We start from the raw sequence: 19,205 nt of genomic DNA on the forward strand, positions 1-19,205 counted from the left end.
GGGAGGTCACCGAGGGCGATCGGGCGGGCACGCGCCGTCGATCCGGCGGGCTACTCGGCTGCGTGATAGCAGATATCGAGCTTCGGCCTGCGCGCGACGTCGGGATACTCGCTCGCGCGGAAGTCCGTCCTGTTGCTCCCGTCGACCAGCGCGACACCGTGGTTCGGCTGCGCGCCGTCGACCCAGCCCTGCACGAGGGACGTCAGATCGGCGGTGACGAACGCGTCGGTCTGCGCCAGCGTGGTGAGGGAGGCCTCGACGGCCGGGCCGTATCCGCTGAACCCGCCCCCATGGAGCGTCGATTCCTCCCAGGCGCCGTTCACGCTGTGCACGGTCACGACGCTGCCCGCGGGCTTCCAGGCATAGGACAGCGATAGCGTCGCAGAGATCACGCTGGAGCCTGCCGGGATGAACGACAGATCGTAGGCCAGGACCGCCGTCGCCGGCTGGACCGCGCTCGCGCTGGTGATGAGGTAGGGATACGCGCCGTACGCCCAGCCCGTCGTGGGGCCCTCGACGAAGGAGTCCTGCACGCCGCCGAACACGCCGCGCCGAAGGCTGACGCACTCGAGGTCGCAGGCGTTGCCGAGGCCGTCGCCGTCCGAGTCCACCTGGGCGGCGTTGGGGGCAGCCGGGCAGTTGTCGCTCGCGTCGGGGACGCCGTCGCCATCCATGTCCGGCGCGGGCGCGATGCGGAAGCGCACGACGCCGGGGTCGTGGTCGCTGGCCTGGTCGGCGAACTCCGCATTGACATGGACGACGTCGAAGCCCACGAGCTTCGGCCCGGCCAGGTTGGCGCTGACAAGCACGTGGTCGAGCGACTGGCCATTGCCATCGAACACGTACGTGTAGCGCTCCTCCGGCGGGAGCGTCTCGATGAGCGTCGTCAGCCCGGCGTCCTTGAGGATGCCGAGCGGCGCCGAGAACTGGAAGTCGTTCAGGTCGCCCAGGACCACGACGTTGGCGGAAGGATCGCTGTCGAGGATCTGCCGCACGAAGCCGGCCACCACGGCGGCCTGCTGCCGCCGCTGGACCTCGCTCGAGAGGGTCGGGGGCTGGAAGCGCCCGTAGAGCGGCTCGTCGCCGCCCTTGGAGTTCCAGTGGTTGGCCACCACGAACAGCGGCTGGCCGTTCCAGCGGAATTCGCCTGCCAGCGGCTTGCGGCTGCTGGCGAAGGCCGGATTGCCCGGGTCGATGCGGCCGGGGCTGTAGCGCAGCGACACGCTGCCCGGGCCGCCGAGCACCTCGTTCAGCGTCAGGGCGCCGGCGCCCGGGCGATCGACGAACTCGAGCCCGCGGTCGGTCCGGAACAGGAAGCCCACGCGGATGTTGCCGCCGGGCTCCCCGCCGTCGGTGCCGTCGGTCGGATCGATGCTGCGGAATTGATAGGTGCTGGGCCCGCCCGGCACGGCCGCGATCGCGGCGATGAGCCGCGCGAACGTCGTCGAGGCGTCCACCACTCCATTGTTGGTCGGGCCGCTGTTGTCCTGGACCTCTTCGAGCGCGACGAGGTCGGGGCTGCCGAGGTTGTCGACGAGGATCCGCGCGAGGCGATCGAACTTCTCCTGGGGATCGCCCGGATCGAGGTTCTCGACGTTGAACGCGGCCACGTCGAGGTCGTCGGCGGTCCGCGGTCCGAGCGACGTGACCTCGCGCGAGAGCGTCGAGGTCGCCGCGGGGAGCGCCTCGTCGACCGGCAGGAGCTTGTAGTTGGCGAAGTTGTAGTCGACCGTCCCGACGATGGGCCCGGCGAACGTGGCGCCCACGTCCAGCGCGGGCGCCGAGGCGCGCAGGGGCACCTGGAGCAGGATCCGCTCCGGGTTGAAGTCGCCGGGGCTGACGACGACGGCCCCGCGCGCGCTGCGCAGGCCGGCCGCGTCGCCCGTGGCCGCGTCGCGGTCGCCCGGGACCAGCGCGATCTCCGCGGTCCCGGAGCTCGGGAACTCGCGGGTGGGGCCCACGACGGTCGGGGCGTTGACGCTCACCCGCATGCCCTCGAGGCTCTCCCAGAAATCGATGCCGTCGGACCCGGGGTCGAAGCCGTTCGCGGCCTCGACGCTGCCGCTGGCGTCGTCCTCGATGGTCTGTGTCGGGGGACGGCGCGCGCCGGGCGCGAAGCCGATCGAGACCGGGGCCGGCAGCGCCTGGCCGCTCGAGAGGACGGTGATCTGCGGGCGGGAGAGCTCGGTGACGGTCAGGTTGTGGTACGCGCTGCCGCGGGAGGCGGTGCACGGGTCGGCGCAGCCGGCGCGGTACTCCGTGACCTCGCCGGTGAGCTCGACGAGGTCGCCGACCCTCACCGACGGCGCGGCTCCGGTGAAGACGAGCAGGCCCTCGGAGGTGGCCGGATCGCCGTCCGGCGCAGGCGACTCCACGGTGAAGCCGTTGCTGCGAAGGGTCGCCACGAGGCCCGTCGTCTTCACGACCGCGCCCGAATGGGGCGACAGGTGCGCGCGCCCCTGGATGTCGTGGATCGCGATCACCTGCGCCGCCCGCGCCGTGGTGAACGAGACCGACACGTCGGCGGGCAAGGGGTCGATCGTCCCGTTGCTCCCCGGGTCCTGCTCCTGCACGCCGCTCGCCCGCACGACGAGGAGGCACGCCGTGCTCGGGGGGAGCGGCTCGGTCGGCGTGAGCGTGAAGGCGAGGGGGCCGCCGCTGACCGAGATCGGGCGCGCGCCGCCCGCGCAGGAGAGCTCGAAGGCATCGGCCGCGACGACCGCCTCGCTGAACGTCACGCTCAGGCTCGCGGCCGGGTCGGCGCCGGTCGCGCCGTCGCTGGGCGCTGTCGAGGTGACCGCCGGCGGGGTGTCGCCCCCGCACGCGAGCGCCGCGGTCGATGTGTTGCGGGGCGTGGGCGTCCCGGTCGAGAGGTCGTCGACGTTGCTGCCCGTGTCCTGGCAGCCAGCGCCCTGCCGGAGCGACGCCGTCGCGTTGGCGGTCGCCGGCGCCGGCGCGGTGCCCTCGAAGTAGCTCGCCCCGCCGAAGCCGACCAGATCCTCGATCAGCGCCTCCTGGGCCGCCGAGCAGGGCGCGGTGCCGCCGTTGCAGCCGAGGCCCGCGGCCTGCCGGACGAGGGCGACCTTGCCGGCCGAGCCGCTCATGTTGATGGGGGTCGCGTCGACGAGGTCGGCGGCGGGGAGCGGCGCGCCGCTGCCCGAGCCGACGGCCTCCTGGACGAGGAAGTACTGGCCGGGCTGCAGGGTGATCGCGGGCAGCTCCGTGAGCTGCGTCGTCGTGGCCCCGAGGGCGCCCGTGCCCGTGGCGCTCGCGTACTGGATGGACCACCCCGCGAGCGACACCGGGCTGTCCGACCGATTGAACAGCTCGACGAAATCGTGCGTGTAGACGGCCCCCGCGTTGCCCCCGCCGCCGTACACCTGGCTGATGACCACGCGCCCGCTCGGGAGGGAGGCGGCGAGCTCGGCAGTCCCGAGCTCACCGGGGTCCGGCGAACCGACGCAGCCCCCGGCGGTCGCGAGCGCCATGGCCGACACCCATCGAATGCGGTCACGCCGAAGGAGAGAATACCCCGCGCGCGAGAGGGCGCGCGGGAACAAGGATGACTTTAGCACGATGACACCTGTTGGCCTTCGAAGACGATTGCAAGAAATGGCCGAAGCAGACAGCGGCGGCCACTTTCACATTACGCCAGGACGTGCATTGTGAATGTCACGTCTCCATGAAATCGCAACTGGCCAGTACGGCCGATCCCGGGGGCCCCGGATGCTGCGCGAGGAGATGTTTCGATTCAGTGATGATCGTGCTGGTGTTTGTGATTTGAATTACATTTATCGTGCGATTCGTCTGTGCGACCATGACGGGTGGTGGGACCGGGCCCAGGCGTTAACCAAGATTCGCGCCGCGTTCTCCTTCCTGTGAACGTTTACGTTTACGTGGTCGTGGTCGTGGTCGTGGTCGTGGTCGTTCACGGTCTACCGTTGACGACCACGACCACGACCACGACCACGACCACGACCACGTTCACGACCACGACCACGTTCACGACCACGACCACGTTCACGACCACGTTGGTGACCGATGGTGGGGGGGGAGGGGGTGGGGTTCGTGCCCTGAGCGCGACCGGACGAGCCTGGTTAGCGCCAGGGGATCCACGGGGCCGATCGAGGTGTCTCTTGTGTCCTCATGTCGTGCGGAGTGCTCGCTGGACTGACCCCTGCCCCGTGTAGGGCGTATTTGTGGCGCTCCTGCCCGCTTCCTCGTAGTCGCCCTCCTTGCGTCGAGGGTGTGATACGTCCTGAACTGAACCAGGAGTGTCCTCGATGCGCATCGCAATCATCTCGACCTATACGCACCCGAGCCGACTGCTCCGCAAGGAGCGCTCGATCATGCAATCGTCCGTTCCCGAGCTGCTCGCGGCCCTGTGCCCGCCCGACGCCGAGATCGAGCTCTACAACGAGAAGGAGACGGACATCCCGCTCGACCGCCACTGGGACCTCGTGTTCTTCTCGTACCTGCACGCGTATTACGAGCACACCAAGGTCCTCTCCACGCTGTTCCGGCGGCAAGGCATGACCACCGTGGCCGGCGGGCGGCACGCGAGCCATTTCCGCGCGGACGCGCTGCAGTACTTCGACGCGGTGGTGGCGGAAGATCCGGAGGCCAACCTCCCGGCGCTCATCGCCGACTTCCAGCGGGGCGAACTCCAGCCCGTCTATGCGCTCCCGCCGGTGCCCCCGGAGCAGATCCCCACCTACCGCTACGACCTTGTCGATTACCGGAACAACCTCGTCCGCCTGCCCGGCATCGAGGCGTCGCGCGGCTGCCCCTTCTCCTGCAACTTCTGCGTTCTGACCGGGCACGAACAGTATCGCTATCGCCCCATCGACCACGTGATCCGGGACATCCGCGACCGGATGATCTTCAACCAGCGCATCCCGGGGGTGACCAACAATGTGTTCAGCTTCCTCGACAACAACCTGGGAGGCTCGCCCCGCTACCTGCGCGAGCTCTGCGAGGCGCTGATGCCCCTCAAGAAGATCTGGGGCTGCGCGCTCACGTTCAACGTGCTGCGCGACCCGGAGCTGGTCCGCCTCATGGGGCGGGCGGGGTGCCGCTACGTCTACACAGGGCTCGAGTCGCTGAACCCCGAGTCGATCAGCTCGATGAACAAGGGCCAGAACAAGCTGAGCGAGGTCAGGGAGGTCATCCAGCGGGCCTTCGCGAGCGGGATCGTCCTCTCCTTCGGGCTCCTCGTGGGCGCGGACGGGGACACCAACGACTACCTCGAGCGGGTGCCCGAGTACCTCCACGACCTCGGCGATCACTGCCCGACCTTCCTTGGGATCGTGTGCCCGTACCCGGAGACGCCCTTCTTCGCGCAGGTGGCGGCCGAGGGGCGGCTCCTTCCCGGGGTGATCAGCCGGGACCTCGATGGATACACCCTCTGCCACCGCCCGCCACGGCTGCACCCCTCGGAGGTGATCGACCATTTCCAGCGCCTGAGCCGCGCGCTGGGGAGCCTCCACAACGTGGGCCGCCACGTGTGGAATCGCCTGATGACGAGCGATCTGCCCCGTTACAAGGCGTGCGTCGTCATGTCGGCGCCCGAGGTGATGAGCCTGCGCGCTCCGCTCGCCAACCGCTCACGCAGCTACCTCGCCGGGCGCGATCCGATCGAGGCCTGGGACGCGGAGAAGATGCGGGAGCTCGGCCTCGAGCCGCAGCGCATCGAGGCGTCGTCGTGCCGCGCGGATCCGCGCGGCCTCGCGCGGATCCGGCCCCGCCGGCCGGGCCGCTCCAGCGCGGCCGCGTGAGGCGATGAGGGGATCCGCCATGAAGGGCCGCACGCGCCTCGTCGCGATCGCCTACCTCGCCCTGGTGCACGCCGGCGCCCTCCTCGGGCTGTTCCTGCCGATCCGAGCGAGCTCCATCGCCCTCGCCGCCGCGCTCTACGCGGCGCTCCAGCTCTCCACCGTGGTCGGCCTGCACCGGCTGCTCTCGCACCGCGCGTTCCGCTGCCCGAAATGGGTCGAGTACGCGCTCGTGTCGGTGGCGATGATCAGCGGCCAGGGCAGCCCCATCGCGTGGGTGGCCACGCACCGGCGGCACCACGCCCACACCGATCGCGAAGGCGACGTCCACTCGCCGCGCCGCGGCCTCTGGTACGCCCACCTCGGGTGGATCCTCGACGATGGATCGACGGACCCCCGTGATCCGGAGAAATACTGCCGCGATCTGGTCGGCGATCCCTACTACCGGTGGCTGCTCCGCTGGCGCTTCGCCCCGCAGGTCGCGGCGGTCCTGCTCGCGGGTCTCGCCCTCGGCTGGGCCGCGGTGCCCTTCGTGTTCTTCGTGCCGCTCGTGTGCTGGATGCACGCGACCTACCTTGTGAACTCCGTCTGTCACGCGCCCCGCTTCGGCAGCCGCGCGTTCGATACCCGCGACGGGAGCCGCAACGTGGGCTGGGTGGCGGTCCTGACCTTCGGCGAGGGCTGGCACAACAACCACCACGCCTTCCCGCGCGCCGCCCGGCAAGCGATGGCGCCCGGGCAGCACGACCTCGCCTTCCTGTTCATCCGCGCGCTCGCGGCGGTCGGGCTCGCCTCGGACATCCAGCCGAGCTCGGCGGACCGTGAGAGGTTGCGCCCCGCCGCGCAGCCGAGGCGCTAGCATGGCTGGCATGAGCGATCTCGGCCTGAAGGACGCGAGCTCCGATGTTCGTGACGACCCCGACGGCATCGTGCGGGTGGTGATCCACGGCGAGGTCTCGGAAGACCGGGTGCGCGCTGTCCTCGGCGCGATCCGGCGCGTGGCGGAGAGCGGCCGCGACGTCCTGGTGCTCGCCGACGCGCGTCACATGGGCCCTATCTCCGCTTCGGCGCGTAAGGCGGTCACGGAAGAGGTGCGGAGCACGCGCGTCGATGCGGTCGCGATGATCGGAGCGAGCTTTTCCATGCGCGTGATCGTGGCGCTCCTCGCGAAGGGCGTACAAATGCTCACAGGACAGCCCTACCCGCAGCAGTTCTTTGACACCGAGGGCGAGGCGCACGCGTGGCTGCTTGCTCGGCGAGACGCGCTCCGGGCCGGGCGGGGCCCGGGTACACCTGAGTGACCGCGCGTGTGCACAGGGGCGCTCCAGGACGCCCGTTCGGTGAAGGTGCCGTGGCCGATCGCTCGATCGCGGCGTCAGGCCTGGGGCGGGTACTCGGCGAACTGCGGCAGGGCATCCGTGATCGGGAACCAGCTCGCCTTGGAGTCGACGAAGATGTGGGCTGCGGGGCGGATGCCGGGATCGGTGTCGAGCGTGCCCGCGGGCACCACGGCGAAGCCGCGCTCGGATGACAGACGGGGGGCCGCGCCGCCGCAGCGCTTGCAGAACGCGACGGTGAAGAACCGCGCGTCGGGCACCTTGTAGCTCGCGATCTGCGCGTCACCGTGGATCCAGCGGAAGCTGTCCAGGGCGACGAAGACGTTGGTCGCGTGCGCGGAGCTGCGCCCGAGGCGACAGCGCGTGCAGTGGCAGCTCACCATGCGGAGGGGCGCGCCGTCGAACTCGAAGGCCACGTCCCCGCACAGGCAGCTCCCCTGGGTGACGCCCTCTTTCGGCGGGGCCACGGGGCGCGAGACGACCGGCGCCTGCATCTCGGGCCGCCACTCCTCGAACTGCGGCAGGGAATCCGTGATCGTGTACCAGGGCGCCTTGGAGCCGACGAACTGGTGAAACTTCGGCTCGATGCCGAGATCGCCCTCCAGGTTGCCGGCATGGAGCACGGCGAGCTGCCTCTCGGGGCGGAGCATCGGCGTGGCCGAGCCGCAGGTGCCGCAGAAGGAGCGACGGTCGCTCGCGCAGGAGGGGCGGATGGCGTCCTCGCCGGCGAGCCAGCGAAAGCCGGGCAGCGGCGCGACGACGGCCGTGGTGAACGCCGTGCCGTTGAACTTGCGGCACATCGAGCAGTGACAGTTCAGCATGGTCTGGAACGGACCGTCGATCTCGAAGCGGACCGTCCCGCATAGACACGCGCCCTTGGTCATGTTCGCATCTCCCGTGATCGTGGGTGCTCCGTGTGCGCAGGAGCGATGGATTGCGCGTGCACGCTAGCACGGCGCGGTGTCCAGGCGCGCGTCCAGGTTCGATTCGAGGGCGCCCTTCACCGGAGGCGCGCCGTCCAGCGGCTCAGATCCCCGACAGCACACCCACGATCGCCTCGCTGATCCGCGATAGCTCGGCTGGCTCGATGATGTAAGGAGGCATGGTATAGACCAGCTTCCCGAAAGGCCGTAACCAGACGCCGCGCTCCACGAACGCCGGCTGCACGCGCGCCATGTCGACCGGCTGCTCGAGCTCGACCACGCCGATGGCGCCGAGCACACGCACGTCGGCCACCGCGTCGAGCGCGCGGCAAGGGGCGAGCTCGCGGCGGAGCTGGGCCTCGATGGCCGAGACGCGCGCGCGCCACGGCGAGCCGAGCAGGAGCCGGATGCTGGCCAGCGCGGCGCTGCAGGCGAGCGGATTGCCCATGAACGTGGGGCCGTGCATGAAGACGCGCGGCTCGCCCCGGGAGATGGTCTCGGCCACACGCTCGGTGAAGAGCGCGGCGGCGAGCGTCATGGTGCCGCCGGTGAGGGCCTTGCCCAGGCACAGGATGTCCGGCGCGACGCCCGCGTGCTCGCAGCCGAACATCTCCCCGCTGCGGCCGAAGCCGGTCGCGATCTCGTCGAGCACGAGCAGCACGTCGTGCCGGTCGCAGAGGGCGCGCAGCTCGCGCAGATAACGTGGGTGGTAAAAGCGCATCCCGCCGGCGCCCTGCACCACGGGCTCCAGGATGACGGCCGCCACCTCGTGCGCGTGCCGCTCGAGCAGCTCGGCCATGCCGTCGAGCGCGCGCGGCGACCACGGCGCGCCGAACGCGGGGCCAGGCGCCGGGGCGAACAGGTGCTGCGTGAGCGCGCCGCGAAAGAGGTGGTGCATGCCGTTCACCGGGTCGGTGACCGCCATCGCCCCGAACGTGTCGCCGTGGTAGCCGCCGAGCACGCTGACCAGACGGCGCTTCTCCGGCTGTCCGCGCGCGATGAAGAACTGGAGAGCGAGCTTGATGGCCACCTCGACCGACACGGATCCGGAGTCGGCGAGGAAGACGCGCGTCAGCGGCTCGGGCGTGAGCGCCACCAGCGCCTCGCACAGCTCGACCGCCGGCGCGTGGGTGAGGCCGCCGAACATCACGTGGCTCATCCGCCCGAGCTGGGCGCTGATCGCCGCCGTCAGCGCCGGGTGCCCGTAGCCGTGGATGGCGGCCCACCAGGAGGACATGCCGTCGATGAGCTCGCGGCCGTCGGTCAGGGTGAGGCGGACGCCCTCGGCGCGCTCGACGGCGAAGAGCGGCGCGCTCGAGAGGGGCGCCGCGTAGGGGTGCATCACGCAGCGGCGGTCGCGGGCGACGAGATCGTCTCGGCCAGGAATGGCGCTCTCCGATGGCATGGCGACGCGTCTAGCCCAGAACGCCCATCGCCACCAGGTCCGCCGGGCGCGCCGGCGGTCGCCGCGCCGCCGCGCCCGGCGCCGTCCTGCGGCGGGACGCGGCCTCGGCGCCCTCCGGACGATTCCTCGAACAGGCTGTAACGTTCGGACCCCCTCCGAGACTGTGCAAGTAGCGGGATAGCCGTCGCGGCGCCGGGGACACGCCCGGGCGCAGGGGCGCGCGCATCCATCGCACGTCGAAATACCGATGACGTCGCGCTCGAGGAGAGCCTGGCGACGATGAGGAGACATCCATGAACGGTCTGCTTCGCAAGGTCCTGCGGTCTGCCACCATGATCTCGGCCGCTGCGCTCATGTCGTCCGCGCTGCCCGGCTGCGGCGGCAGCGACACGGACGGGGGCACGGGAGGCGGCGGCTCCCAGCCCTCGGACAAGAACACGTATGTTCTCGTCCACGGCGCCTTCGTGGGCGCATGGGCATGGGACAAGGTGGTGCCGCTCCTCGAGGCCGGCGGCAACGAGGTGATCGCCCTCGATCTCCCCGCTCACGGCGAGGACGAGACGCCCGTCGCGGACGCCGGCCTGCAGGCCTATACCGACGCCGTGGTGGAGGCCATCGACAGCGCCTCGCGCCCCGTGATCCTCGTCGGCCACAGCATGGGCGGCACCGTGGTGAGCCAGGCCGCCGAGCAGCGGCCCGACAAGGTGAAGAAGCTCGTCTACCTGACCGCGTTCCTGATCAAGGACGGCCAGTCGCTGAGCCAGGAGTGGGCCGATGACGAAGGGGCCGCGATCAAGGAGTACGCGGCCGCTTCGGACGACGGCACGACGCTGACCTTCAAGGAGGGGTGGGCCGCGAACGCCTTCTGCCAGGATTGCTCTCCGGAGGACGTCGCGCGGCTCGAGAGCCACCTGCGCGAGGAGCCCGCGAAGCCGTTCGACGAGCCGATCCATGTCACGGAGGAGCGGTGGGGGAGGGTCCCCCGCGTCTACATCGAGGCGCTCAAGGATCTCGCGATCAGCCCTGCAGAGCAGAAGCAGCAGTACACGGCCTTGCCCTGCGAGCGGGTCATCTCGATCGACGCGGGCCACGCCCCCTTTCTGACGAAGCCGAAGGAGGTCGCGGATGCGCTGACGTCGCTTTGACCGGGTGACGGCTGTCGTCCTCCGCGGGGCGAGCCGCTCCGGAGCTGCGTAGAGCCGCGTCGATTGATGCGGGGCTCGGCGGCGTGATACCGTGCTCCGCGTGTCCCACGACCCCTCGGCCGCCGCCGACGGCAAACAGGCCGCAACGGCGCAGCGCGCATCGGCCGAGGTAGGCCCGCTCTTCGCGCCTGGCGCGCAGGGCGGCGCGGCTGAGCCCGCATGCGCGGCGCCGGCGGACGACGTCGCGCTCGTCCGCCGGCTGCTCGCGGGGGACGAGCAGGCCTTCGAGCAGCTCGTGACCCAGCTCCACACACCCATGCTCCGGCTCGCCCGGGCGGTCGCCGGCCCGGCGGGCGCGCAGGAGGTCGTCCAGGAGACCTGGGCGGCGGTCTTCGACGGGCTCGTGCGCTTCGAGGGGCGCTCCGCGCTGAAGACATGGGTGTTCAGGATCCTGACGAACCGCGCGAGGACGTTGGGCACCCGAGAGAAGCGCATGGTCCCTGTCTCCTGGCTGGAGGACGGGGATCTGGGCAGCGAGCCGGCGGTCGATCCGGCCCGATTCGACAGCACCGGTGACTGGTCGACTCCGCCTGTTCCGTGGACGGAGCAGAGCCCGGAGGTGCTCTTGCTGCGCAAGGAGATGGGCGCCGTGCTGCAGCGAGAGCTCGAGACGCTGGCGCCTGGACAGCGCGCGGTGGTGCTCTTGCGCGACGTGGAGGGGTGTCCCTCCGACGAGGTCTGCGAGATCCTGGGTATCAGCGAGGCGAACCAGCGGGTCCTCTTGCACCGTGGCCGATCGAAGCTCAGGGCCGCGCTCGAGCGCTACATGACGAGGGGGTGAGCGCGCATGATCGTCACGTGCTGTCAGCTGACCGAGATGATCACCGACCGGAGCGAAGGAAAGCTGTCCTCCGAGCAAGAGGAGGGCTGCGCGCGGCACCTCGCGTGGTGCGACAGGTGCCGCACCTACCTGAAGCAGATGGATCTGACGATCGACGCGCTCCAGGGGCTCCCGGGCGAGCCTGTGCACGACGACGTCCGCGCTACGCTGTTCGTGCAGTTCCAGCGGCGGAAGACCACCGCCGACTGAGCCTGGCGCCCCGGGCGGCGCGGCGCGCTAACCGGCAGGGACGCGTGGAGTGCCGCCAGGGACACGTGGAGTGCCGCCAGCGACGCGTGGAGTGCCGCCAGGGACACGAGAAAAGCATCTAGGTCGACTGCGGGATTGCAACCAGGGACACGGCGGTCCATGACGGGGACAGGAAGCGTCCCCTCAGGGACGCAGAGGCAGCCTCCAGCGACACGAGGTGAAGGCTCAGGGACACCCCGGCGCGCCTTCGCCTGTCCCTGGCGGTTCCCACGGCACGCCGAGCGTGCGTGCGGGGGGATCCCACAGGGATCCTGGCCGAGGCCTCCGTGGAGCTCAGGACCGAGGGCGGCGCCGCGGGGGCGCCATGCCCGCCGCGCCGTTCCGGGTCTCTGCTGAGCCGGCGCGTGGCCCGGTCTCGGCCGCCTCGCCTCGGGCCCCAGGCACGCCGCCGCGGGCCTCGGCCGCCCCGCCTCGCGGATCGCGGGACCCCGCGTCCTCTCGGCGGACCTGGACCTTGCGGCCCTTCAGCCGTGTGGCGCGCAGCGCCTCGATGACGGCGTCCGCCGCGTCGGCCGGGACCTCCACCGTGGAGAAGCCGTCGGCGATCTCGATGGCGCCGATGTCGCGGGAGCTCAGCGACGCCTCGTTCGCGATGGCGCCGACAAGATCGGCCGGCCGGATGCCCGCGGCGCGCCCCGCGCTGATGTACAGCCGGGCGACGTTGCCGTCGGTCTCCCGCGCCTCCCGCCCCTCGCGCCGCGGGCGCGCCTGCGCCTCGCCCGGGCGCCCGCGCGCCCCCGCGGGGCCGCGCGGCGCGCGGTCGTCGCGGGCGCGCTCCGGCCCGCGCGGAGGCGGCCGGAACGACGGGATCTCCGCCTCGTCCTCCTCCCGTTCCCCCTCCGTCGCGTCGTGGGCGAGCTTCACCGCCGCCGCCGCGATGTCCATCACGTCGAACTCGTCGGCGAGCCCCTCGACAACGACCCGGAACCGCTCGGCGCCGCCCTCGATCAGCGCCTCCCGCAGCGAGGCGCGCGTCAGCTCCAGGCGCCGCGCGCGCAGGTCGGCCACGGTCGGGAGGGTGGCGGCCTCGATGCGCTGCCCGGTGAGCCGCTCGACGTTGCGGATCAGGTAGTGCTCGCGCGGCTCGACCAGCGTGATCGCCGCGCCCTCGCGGCCGGCGCGCCCCGTGCGGCCGATGCGGTGGACGTACACCTCGGGGGCGCAGGGGACGTCGTAGTTGATCACGTGCGAGACATGCTCGATGTCGAGCCCCCGCGCCGCGACGTCGGTGGCGACGAGCAGCTCGGCCGTGCCGGCGCGGAAGCGGGCCATCACGCGATCGCGGTGCTCCTGCGAGAACCCGCCGTGGAGCGCCTGGGCCTCGTAGCCGCGGGCGCGCAGCGCCTCGGTCAGCTCGTCGACCTCGTTGCGGGTGCGGCAGAAGAGGATGGCCGACGACGGGTCCTCCATGTCGAGCACCCGGGTCAGCGCGGCGGACTTGTGCGCCCGCGGCACGATGTACGCCGTCTGGCGGACGCGGGGGAGCTCGCCGGGGGCCGCCTTCTCGCCCGCGATCTTGACCCGCACCGGCTCGCGCAGGTGCCGGCCGGCGATCGCGGCGATCCGCGGGGGCAGCGTGGCGGAGAAGAGCACGGTCTGGCGCGCCGCCGGCGTGGCCGAGAGGATCTCCTCCAGCGCCTCGGCGAAGCCCATGTCGAGCATCTCGTCGGCCTCGTCGAGCACGACCGTGCGGATGCCGTCGAGCGCGAGCGTGCCGCGCCCGATGTGGTCGAGCGTCCGGCCCGGCGTGGCCACGACGACGTGGACCCCGCGGCGGAGCGCGCGGAGCTGCTGCCCGAAGGGCTGGCCGCCGTAGACCGACAGCACCTGCACGCCGAGCCGGCGGCCGTAGCGGTGCATCGCCTCGGCCACCTGCATGGCCAGCTCGCGGGTCGGAACGAGCACGAGCGCCTCGGGGAGGCGGGGCGGCTCGCCGCCGATCTGGAGGCGCTGGAGCAGCGGCAGCGCGAACGCGGCCGTCTTCCCGGTCCCGGTGGCGGCCTGCCCCAGCAGGTCGCTCCCGGTCAGGAGGTGCGGGATCGCCTCGCGCTGGATCGGCGTGGGCTCCTCGTAACCGAGCTCGGCGAGCACACCGAGGAGGGCAGGCGCGATGCCGAGCGCGGCGAAGCTGGCGGACGAGGGGGGCGTCTCCACAGGGTTCCCCATGTCATGGTCGCGCGCTTGCGCGGCCGCAACCCGGCATCCGGCGCCGGGCGCAGCGCGCGCACGGCGGACCGCGTCGCGGAGCGCGCACGGCGGGCCGCGCCGCAGCGCGCGCACGGCGGAGCGCGGCGCTTCGGTCGAGCCCGCGCGCGGCGGTCGAGCGCGCGCGGCAGGCGGGCCCCGCTGCTCCCATCAGCCGAGCTTCGCGGCGAGGGCGCGGTACCGCTCCGGCAGGCGCGCGGCGTCCAGCCGGCCGAGGAGCGCGCGCGCGGCCTCCTGCGCGCGGGGGCTGCCCTCGGGCGCGCGGCTCACCGCCTCGAGGTAGAGCTCGAGCGCGCGCCTGCGCTCCGCGAGCGCCTGCGCGGCCCGACCCCGGAGCTCGAGGATCTCGGCCTGCTCCGCGGAGAGCGCCGCGTACGCGCCGATCTTCTCGTGGTCGCCGAGCAGCGTGGCCGCGCCCGCGGCGTCGAGCCGGTCGAGCATGTCCCGCATCGGACCGAAGAGCCCGTCGGCGGTGGTGCGGACGAGCAGCTCCGCCTCGTCGAGCTGACCGGCGCGCCGGAGCCCGGCGACCCTGCCGATGGCCTCGGCGAGCTGCTCGATCATGCGGAGGATGTAGTCGCGCTGTCGGAGCGACATCGGGTCTTTCGTTCGAGTCTAGGACACCGAGCTCGTCGATCGAGCGAGAAATGAGCCGCCAAGCCCCCAGGGACGCCAAGAACAGAACACGCTCACAGCGTCCTTGGCGCCCCGGCGGTTCAAGATCCCGCTCCATCGAGGCCAGGGCCACCACCAGGACCGATATGTCGGTGCCGAGCGGCGCTGCTGCCTCGCCTCTCCGGCGCACGATCCTGCCGCCGCCATGGCTAGCTTTCCCGCCGAGCTCGCATGGTACGATCCGGTCATGCGCACTTCGCCAATGCTCGCGCTGCTCGCCGCCGCGTCGCTCGCGGCCTGCGTTCGTTCCCCTGCGCCCGCGGCGGCGCCCGATGTCGTCGCGCCGTCCGCCGACGACGTCGGGCCCTGGTACACGTCGGCGCCCGACCTCGCGGCGGTCCCGCCGGGACTGGAGGCGCCGGAGCAGCGGGCCGCGCGGCTGCAAGCCAAGGCGATCCTCGTGGATGGCCACAGCGGCGTGCCCTCGCTGCTCCTCGGCGGCTCGTTCGCTCAGGTGAGCTCGGACGACGAGCTGATGGCCGAGGAGGTCGCAAGGATCAAGGCGGCGGGCGTCACCGGCGCGTTCTTCCCGATCCACGTCAGCGCGTCCGCGTCGCCTTCGTCCTCGCGGCTCGGCGGCAGCGCCGCGCGCCGCGCGCTCGATCTCATCGAGGCGACCCACCGGCAGGTCGAGCGCCACCGCGAGACGCTGACGCTCGTGCGCAACGCGAAAGACGTGCGCCGCGCCGAGCGCGAAGGCAGGATCGCCGTGATCATGGGCATCGAGGGCGGGCACGCCATCGAGAACTCCCTGCCTGCGCTGCGCTCGTTCTACCGCCTCGGCGTCCGCACCATGGCGCTCACGCACATGACAACGAACGACTGGGCAGGCTCCGCGGGAGGAGCCCTCGATCCCGGGTATGTGCGCGACCGAGGCCTGTCCCCCTTCGGTGAGGCCGTGGTCCGCGAGATGCAACGGATCGGCATGGTGGTCGACGTCTCGCATGCATCGGACGGCACGTTCCAGGGCGTCATGAAGGTGGCCAGGGCGCCGATCATCACCTCTTCCACGATGCCCGCCGCCGGCCACCGCCGCCGCAACCTCGACGATTACATGCTGCGCGCGATCGCGGAGAACGGCGGGCTCGTCATGGTGAACTCCTGGGCGCTCTTCCTGGACGAGGCGTATGCGGAGCAGTCGGCGCGCTTCGCGCAGAAGTACGGGGCGCACCTCAAGGAGCTCGGCGAGAGGCTCCCGGGCGACACGAGGGCGCTCCGCGAGGAGATCGAGAAGCTCAGGACCCAGGAGGGGCAGATAACGCCGCCGCTGTGGCGGATCATCGACCATATCGACCACGTGGTGAAGGTCGCGGGGATCGAGCATGTCGCCCTCGGCTCCGTCTTCGATGGGAACGAGGCGCTCAAGGAGGGGCTCGCAGGCAGCGCCGGGGCCCCGAACATCACGCTGGAGCTCATCCGTCGCGGCTACTCGGATGCGGACATCCTCCGCCTGCTGGGCGGGAACTTCGTGCGGGTCCTCGAGCAAGCCGAGGCCTATGCGGCCTCGACGGAGACCACGCTGTCCGGGGACGGCAGCACACAGCAGCTCAGCGCGGCCGAGCTGGGCGATCTGCCGACCCAGCCCCTGCTGCCGGCGCCCCCGCCGCCGGCGCCCCCGCCGTCGCGCGGGCCGATGTCGTGGGGGGGTGTTCCGCCGTCCTCGCCGCAGCAGCGACCTGTCGCGCAGCCCTCGAAGGCCGGAGCGCCGGAGTCTCCGTCCTCGGAGCTCCTGCTGTCGCGGTAGCCTCTCGCCGTCGACAGTCGGCCGAGCCGGGTTTACCGTGGCGATCCTCCGGGATGCGAACGGCGGCGCGAACCCTGACCCGGCCACGAACATCCACGCTTCCGGCGGCGCTCGCCGCCTGCGTGCTCGGCGGCGCGTGCTCCGAGGCGCCGCCGCCGGGCGGCCACGGCGGCGGAGGCCAGGGCGCCGGCGCGCACCCTGTGACGACGACCACGTACGTGAGCGCGGCCACGGGCTTTGGAGGCGCCCTGGAGGAGCTGCCGCGCGTGTTCACGGTGACCGGCGTCGTCACCGACGGCGCGGCGCCGCTCGAGGGCGCCATCGTGATGCAGGCCGGCGGAGAGCCGGCCCTCGTGACCGGCCCGGACGGCGCGTTCTCCATCGAGATCACGCGGGACATCCCGGGCCAGCCGACGGTGGTCGCGGCGAAGATCGGGTATCGGACGGACGGCATCGAGTTCGAGGTCGTCCCCGACGGGCCGGTGGAGATCGCCATTCGCCGCGCGTCGCCGCCGGACAACGCGCTCGGCTACACCTACGGCGATCCGGGCGACGGCGATCCGCACAACTCGACGCGGTTCTGCGATCACTGCCACACGACGCTCGTTGCCCAGTTCCTCGAGTCGGGGCACGCGCGGTCGGCCAGAAGCCCGCTCCTCCAGGCCATCTACGCCGGGATCTCGATGGCCCCCGCGGACGAGGCCTCGTGCAGCGCCGCGGGCGGGCGCTGGAAGGCCGGCCGCGTCCCCGGGAGCGAGGGGGCTGCCGCGATGCGGTGTTATCTCGGGAGCGGCGTGCTGCCGGATCTCAACACGTCCTGCGGCGGGGGAGCGCAGCCCTCATGCGACGACCCCGCGCTGCCCGAGGACGCGCGCCCGGCGGCCTTCGGCGCGTGCGCCGACTGCCACGCTGCGGGGATCGACGGCCCCGCGGGCGGGCGAGACCTCCTCGAGGCCACCGGCATCGCGTTCGAGAAGGGCAATCACTGCGACGCTTGCCACAAGATCCGCGACGTCGATCTGAGCAAGCCGCCCGGGGTCGCCGGCGCCCTGATCGTCCAGCGCCCGCAGGAGAGGAGCTCTCCTGACCCTTCATCGAGGCTCCTGGAGGTGATGTTCGGCCCGCGGCCGGACGTGCCGAACAGGTTCATGGGCGGCAGCTACCAGCCGAAGTTCTCGTCCTCGGAGCTCTGCGGCGGCTGCCATGAGCAGAAGCAGGCGGCGCTCCTGCCCGGCGCGGCGCTCGATCCGGTCCGCTGGCCCGACGGGCTCCCGATCCATCAGACGTTCTCCGAGTGGGCCGCGAGCTCCTGGAACCGCCCGGCCTCGCAGTGCCAGGCCTGCCACATGCCGGGGGTCCTCTCGCTGAAGAGCAGCCTCGACGTGACGAACGAGGCGAACGCGAGCGTCTCGCTCGGCTTCGTCCGCCCGGCGGGGACGGTCCGCTCCCACCTCTTCCGCGGCCCGCTGGAGGGCTCCCCGCGGCTCATCCAGGGCGCGGTCGACGTCCGCATCGACGCCTCGGCCGCGCCGGGCGAGCTCGCGGTCACGGTCTCCCTGGCCGGCGGCGCGGCGGGCCACGCCGTCCCGACCGGGGAGCCGATGCGCGCGCTCGTCCTCCTCGTCACGGCGGAGGCGTGCGGCGCGCCCCTTGCGCCGTCGAGCGGCATGACCGTGAACGACACCGGCGGCGCGCTCGCGGAGGCGCGCGTGGGCCAGGGCGCGGCCCTGACGGGCGCCCGGCTCGCCTGGGAGGAGGGCGCGGCGCGCGCGAAGGCGGGCGACGTGGTGCGGATCGTCCGCCCGACCGGCGTCTACGACGAGTACACCGGCATCGGCCGCTTCGCGGACCCGTCGCTCGACGCGGCGGACAAGGGCCTGGAGATCCGCGCGCCGGTCGGCGAGGCGCGGGTGGTCGCCGCGGGGGGCGGCGCGATCACCCTGAGCGGCGCGATCCCCGCGCAGGACGGGGATATCGTCTACCTCGGCGCGCCCCTCGCCGCGCCGACCGTGGATGTCGAGCTACCCGCGGCCGCGTTCGCCGGCGCCGCGGGCTACACCTTCGCCAAGGTGCTCGTCGATCCGGCGGGCGCGCGGCACGCGCCGCAGCACCGCGCCGTCGACATCGCCAGCGACAACCGCATCGCACCGGGGAGCGTCGCGGTGACGTCGCACGGCTTCGCGATCCCCGCGGGCTGCTCGGCGGCCGCGAACGTCACCGCCACGCTGCTCTACCGGCCTGTCCCGCTCGCCCTCGCGCAGGAGCGCGGTGTCGGCGCGCGCGATTACCTGGTCGCCACGGCGTCCTCGCCTGTGCCGCTCGACTGAGCAGCGCGGAGATCAGGAGAAGACGAGGAGCTGCACGGCGCTCTCGCGCAGCGTGGTCTTTAGCCACCGGATCTGCACCTCCTTCTCCGGGAGCGCCGCCTCCGCGAACGCCTTGAGCCCCTCGTCGCGCGCCGCGTGCCCCGCCTCGCCGAGGAGCACCCAGCCGATCTCGCAGTCGTGCGCCATCGGGTAGAGGCGCCGCAGGTCGGCGAACAGCTCGGCGCCGGCCACGCCCGTCCGAGGGCGCACCTTCGCGAGGGCGCGGCGCGCGCCGCTCCGCAGCTCCTCGCCGATCCGGCGCTCCAGCGCGCCCTCGAGGCGCACGCCGTGCTTCCGGGCGAACGGCCGCAGCCCCTCGGCGCGGCGCTCGCACTGCGCGGCGAAGCGCAGGCAGAGATGGGCGATATCGAGGTGGTCTGCGTGCCTCTCGGCCGCGGCGCGGAACGACTCGCCGAGGTTGGCCTCGGCCTCGTGGAGCCTGTGGAGCGCGTTTCCCAGGAGCAACTCGGCCTCCTCTCGC

General features: G+C 72.1%; 14 protein-coding genes. 8 read left to right on the forward strand and 6 right to left on the reverse strand.

Annotated features, from left to right (window positions below; all coding sequences use genetic code 11):
* Positions 1–50: 50 nt before the first annotated feature.
* Positions 51–3,488, reverse strand: a complete 3,438-nt coding sequence (locus tag POL72_RS23750; protein ID WP_272097800.1) for a DUF8508 domain-containing protein — start codon at positions 3,486–3,488, stop codon at positions 51–53.
* 795 nt (positions 3,489–4,283) lie between these two features.
* On the opposite strand from POL72_RS23750, the gene POL72_RS23755 reads away from it, so the two are divergent.
* From POL72_RS23755 to POL72_RS23765, 3 genes are read left to right on the forward strand one after another with little or no spacing between them, the layout of a single operon-like run.
* Positions 4,284–5,777, forward strand: coding sequence for a B12-binding domain-containing radical SAM protein (locus POL72_RS23755; protein WP_272097801.1), 1,494 nt, complete (start codon positions 4,284–4,286; stop codon positions 5,775–5,777).
* A 19-nt stretch (positions 5,778–5,796) separates the two neighbouring features.
* Positions 5,797–6,633, forward strand: coding sequence for an acyl-CoA desaturase (locus tag POL72_RS23760; protein ID WP_272097802.1), 837 nt, complete (start codon positions 5,797–5,799; stop codon positions 6,631–6,633).
* A gap of 10 nt (positions 6,634–6,643) precedes the next feature.
* Complete coding sequence (locus tag POL72_RS23765; protein WP_272097803.1) at positions 6,644–7,075, forward strand: SpoIIAA family protein; 432 nt, start codon at positions 6,644–6,646, stop codon at positions 7,073–7,075.
* A gap of 74 nt (positions 7,076–7,149) precedes the next feature.
* On the opposite strand, the gene POL72_RS23770 is transcribed toward POL72_RS23765, so the two are convergent.
* Both POL72_RS23770 and bioA read right to left on the reverse strand, forming a co-directional pair.
* Positions 7,150–7,995: a GFA family protein gene (locus tag POL72_RS23770; protein WP_272097804.1), complete on the reverse strand. Its 846-nt coding sequence runs from the start codon at positions 7,993–7,995 to the stop codon at positions 7,150–7,152.
* Positions 7,996–8,137: 142 nt separating this feature from the next.
* Positions 8,138–9,439, reverse strand: coding sequence for an adenosylmethionine--8-amino-7-oxononanoate transaminase (bioA, locus tag POL72_RS23775; RefSeq protein ID WP_272097805.1), 1,302 nt, complete (start codon positions 9,437–9,439; stop codon positions 8,138–8,140).
* A gap of 293 nt (positions 9,440–9,732) precedes the next feature.
* Here bioA and POL72_RS23780 point away from each other — a divergent pair, with 293 nt between their 5' ends.
* The 3 genes from POL72_RS23780 to POL72_RS23790 all read left to right on the forward strand — a co-directional run bounded on the left by POL72_RS23780 (position 9,733) and on the right by POL72_RS23790 (position 11,674).
* A complete protein-coding gene (locus tag POL72_RS23780) occupies positions 9,733–10,584 on the forward strand; it encodes an alpha/beta fold hydrolase (protein ID WP_272097806.1) in 852 nt (283 codons plus the stop codon).
* 100 nt (positions 10,585–10,684) lie between these two features.
* Complete coding sequence (locus POL72_RS23785; RefSeq protein WP_272097807.1) at positions 10,685–11,425, forward strand: RNA polymerase sigma factor; 741 nt, start codon at positions 10,685–10,687, stop codon at positions 11,423–11,425.
* 6 nt (positions 11,426–11,431) lie between these two features.
* Positions 11,432–11,674: an anti-sigma factor family protein gene (locus POL72_RS23790; protein WP_272097808.1), complete on the forward strand. Its 243-nt coding sequence runs from the start codon at positions 11,432–11,434 to the stop codon at positions 11,672–11,674.
* A gap of 333 nt (positions 11,675–12,007) precedes the next feature.
* On the opposite strand, the gene POL72_RS23795 is transcribed toward POL72_RS23790, so the two are convergent.
* Positions 12,008–13,900, reverse strand: a complete 1,893-nt coding sequence (locus tag POL72_RS23795; protein WP_272097809.1) for a DEAD/DEAH box helicase — start codon at positions 13,898–13,900, stop codon at positions 12,008–12,010.
* A 189-nt stretch (positions 13,901–14,089) separates the two neighbouring features.
* Positions 14,090–14,536: a hypothetical protein gene (locus POL72_RS23800; protein WP_272097810.1), complete on the reverse strand. Its 447-nt coding sequence runs from the start codon at positions 14,534–14,536 to the stop codon at positions 14,090–14,092.
* A gap of 265 nt (positions 14,537–14,801) precedes the next feature.
* Here POL72_RS23800 and POL72_RS23805 point away from each other — a divergent pair, with 265 nt between their 5' ends.
* Both POL72_RS23805 and POL72_RS23810 read left to right on the forward strand, forming a co-directional pair.
* Positions 14,802–16,358, forward strand: a complete 1,557-nt coding sequence (locus POL72_RS23805) for a dipeptidase (protein WP_272097811.1) — start codon at positions 14,802–14,804, stop codon at positions 16,356–16,358.
* 53 nt (positions 16,359–16,411) lie between these two features.
* Positions 16,412–18,685 carry a peptidase associated/transthyretin-like domain-containing protein gene (locus POL72_RS23810; RefSeq protein ID WP_272097812.1) on the forward strand — a complete coding sequence of 758 codons (2,274 nt, stop codon included), beginning with the start codon at positions 16,412–16,414 and terminating at the stop codon, positions 18,683–18,685.
* Between the two features lie 12 nt (positions 18,686–18,697).
* Here the strand turns inward: POL72_RS23810 and POL72_RS23815 are convergent, their stop codons facing one another.
* Positions 18,698–19,189 carry a ferritin family protein gene (locus POL72_RS23815; RefSeq protein WP_272097813.1) on the reverse strand — a complete coding sequence of 164 codons (492 nt, stop codon included), beginning with the start codon at positions 19,187–19,189 and terminating at the stop codon, positions 18,698–18,700.
* Between the last annotated feature and the right edge of the window lie 16 nt (positions 19,190–19,205).

The sequence above is a fragment of the Sorangium aterium genome, assembly GCF_028368935.1.
GTDB lineage: Bacteria > Myxococcota_A > Polyangia > Polyangiales > Polyangiaceae > Sorangium > Sorangium atrum.

Coding starts and splice junctions, on each gene's coding strand:
- POL72_RS23790 (WP_272097808.1), top strand. CDS start 11,432: ATGATCGTCACGTGCTGTCAGCTGACCGAGATGATCACCGACCGGAGC.
- POL72_RS23760 (WP_272097802.1), top strand. CDS start 5,797: ATGAAGGGCCGCACGCGCCTCGTCGCGATCGCCTACCTCGCCCTGGTG.
- POL72_RS23780 (WP_272097806.1), top strand. CDS start 9,733: ATGAACGGTCTGCTTCGCAAGGTCCTGCGGTCTGCCACCATGATCTCG.
- POL72_RS23755 (WP_272097801.1), top strand. CDS start 4,284: ATGCGCATCGCAATCATCTCGACCTATACGCACCCGAGCCGACTGCTC.
- bioA (WP_272097805.1), bottom strand. CDS start 9,439: ATGCCATCGGAGAGCGCCATTCCTGGCCGAGACGATCTCGTCGCCCGC.
- POL72_RS23770 (WP_272097804.1), bottom strand. CDS start 7,995: ATGACCAAGGGCGCGTGTCTATGCGGGACGGTCCGCTTCGAGATCGAC.
- POL72_RS23795 (WP_272097809.1), bottom strand. CDS start 13,900: ATGGGGAACCCTGTGGAGACGCCCCCCTCGTCCGCCAGCTTCGCCGCG.
- POL72_RS23805 (WP_272097811.1), top strand. CDS start 14,802: ATGCGCACTTCGCCAATGCTCGCGCTGCTCGCCGCCGCGTCGCTCGCG.
- POL72_RS23750 (WP_272097800.1), bottom strand. CDS start 3,488: ATGGCGCTCGCGACCGCCGGGGGCTGCGTCGGTTCGCCGGACCCCGGT.
- POL72_RS23810 (WP_272097812.1), top strand. CDS start 16,412: ATGCGAACGGCGGCGCGAACCCTGACCCGGCCACGAACATCCACGCTT.
- POL72_RS23800 (WP_272097810.1), bottom strand. CDS start 14,536: ATGTCGCTCCGACAGCGCGACTACATCCTCCGCATGATCGAGCAGCTC.
- POL72_RS23765 (WP_272097803.1), top strand. CDS start 6,644: ATGAGCGATCTCGGCCTGAAGGACGCGAGCTCCGATGTTCGTGACGAC.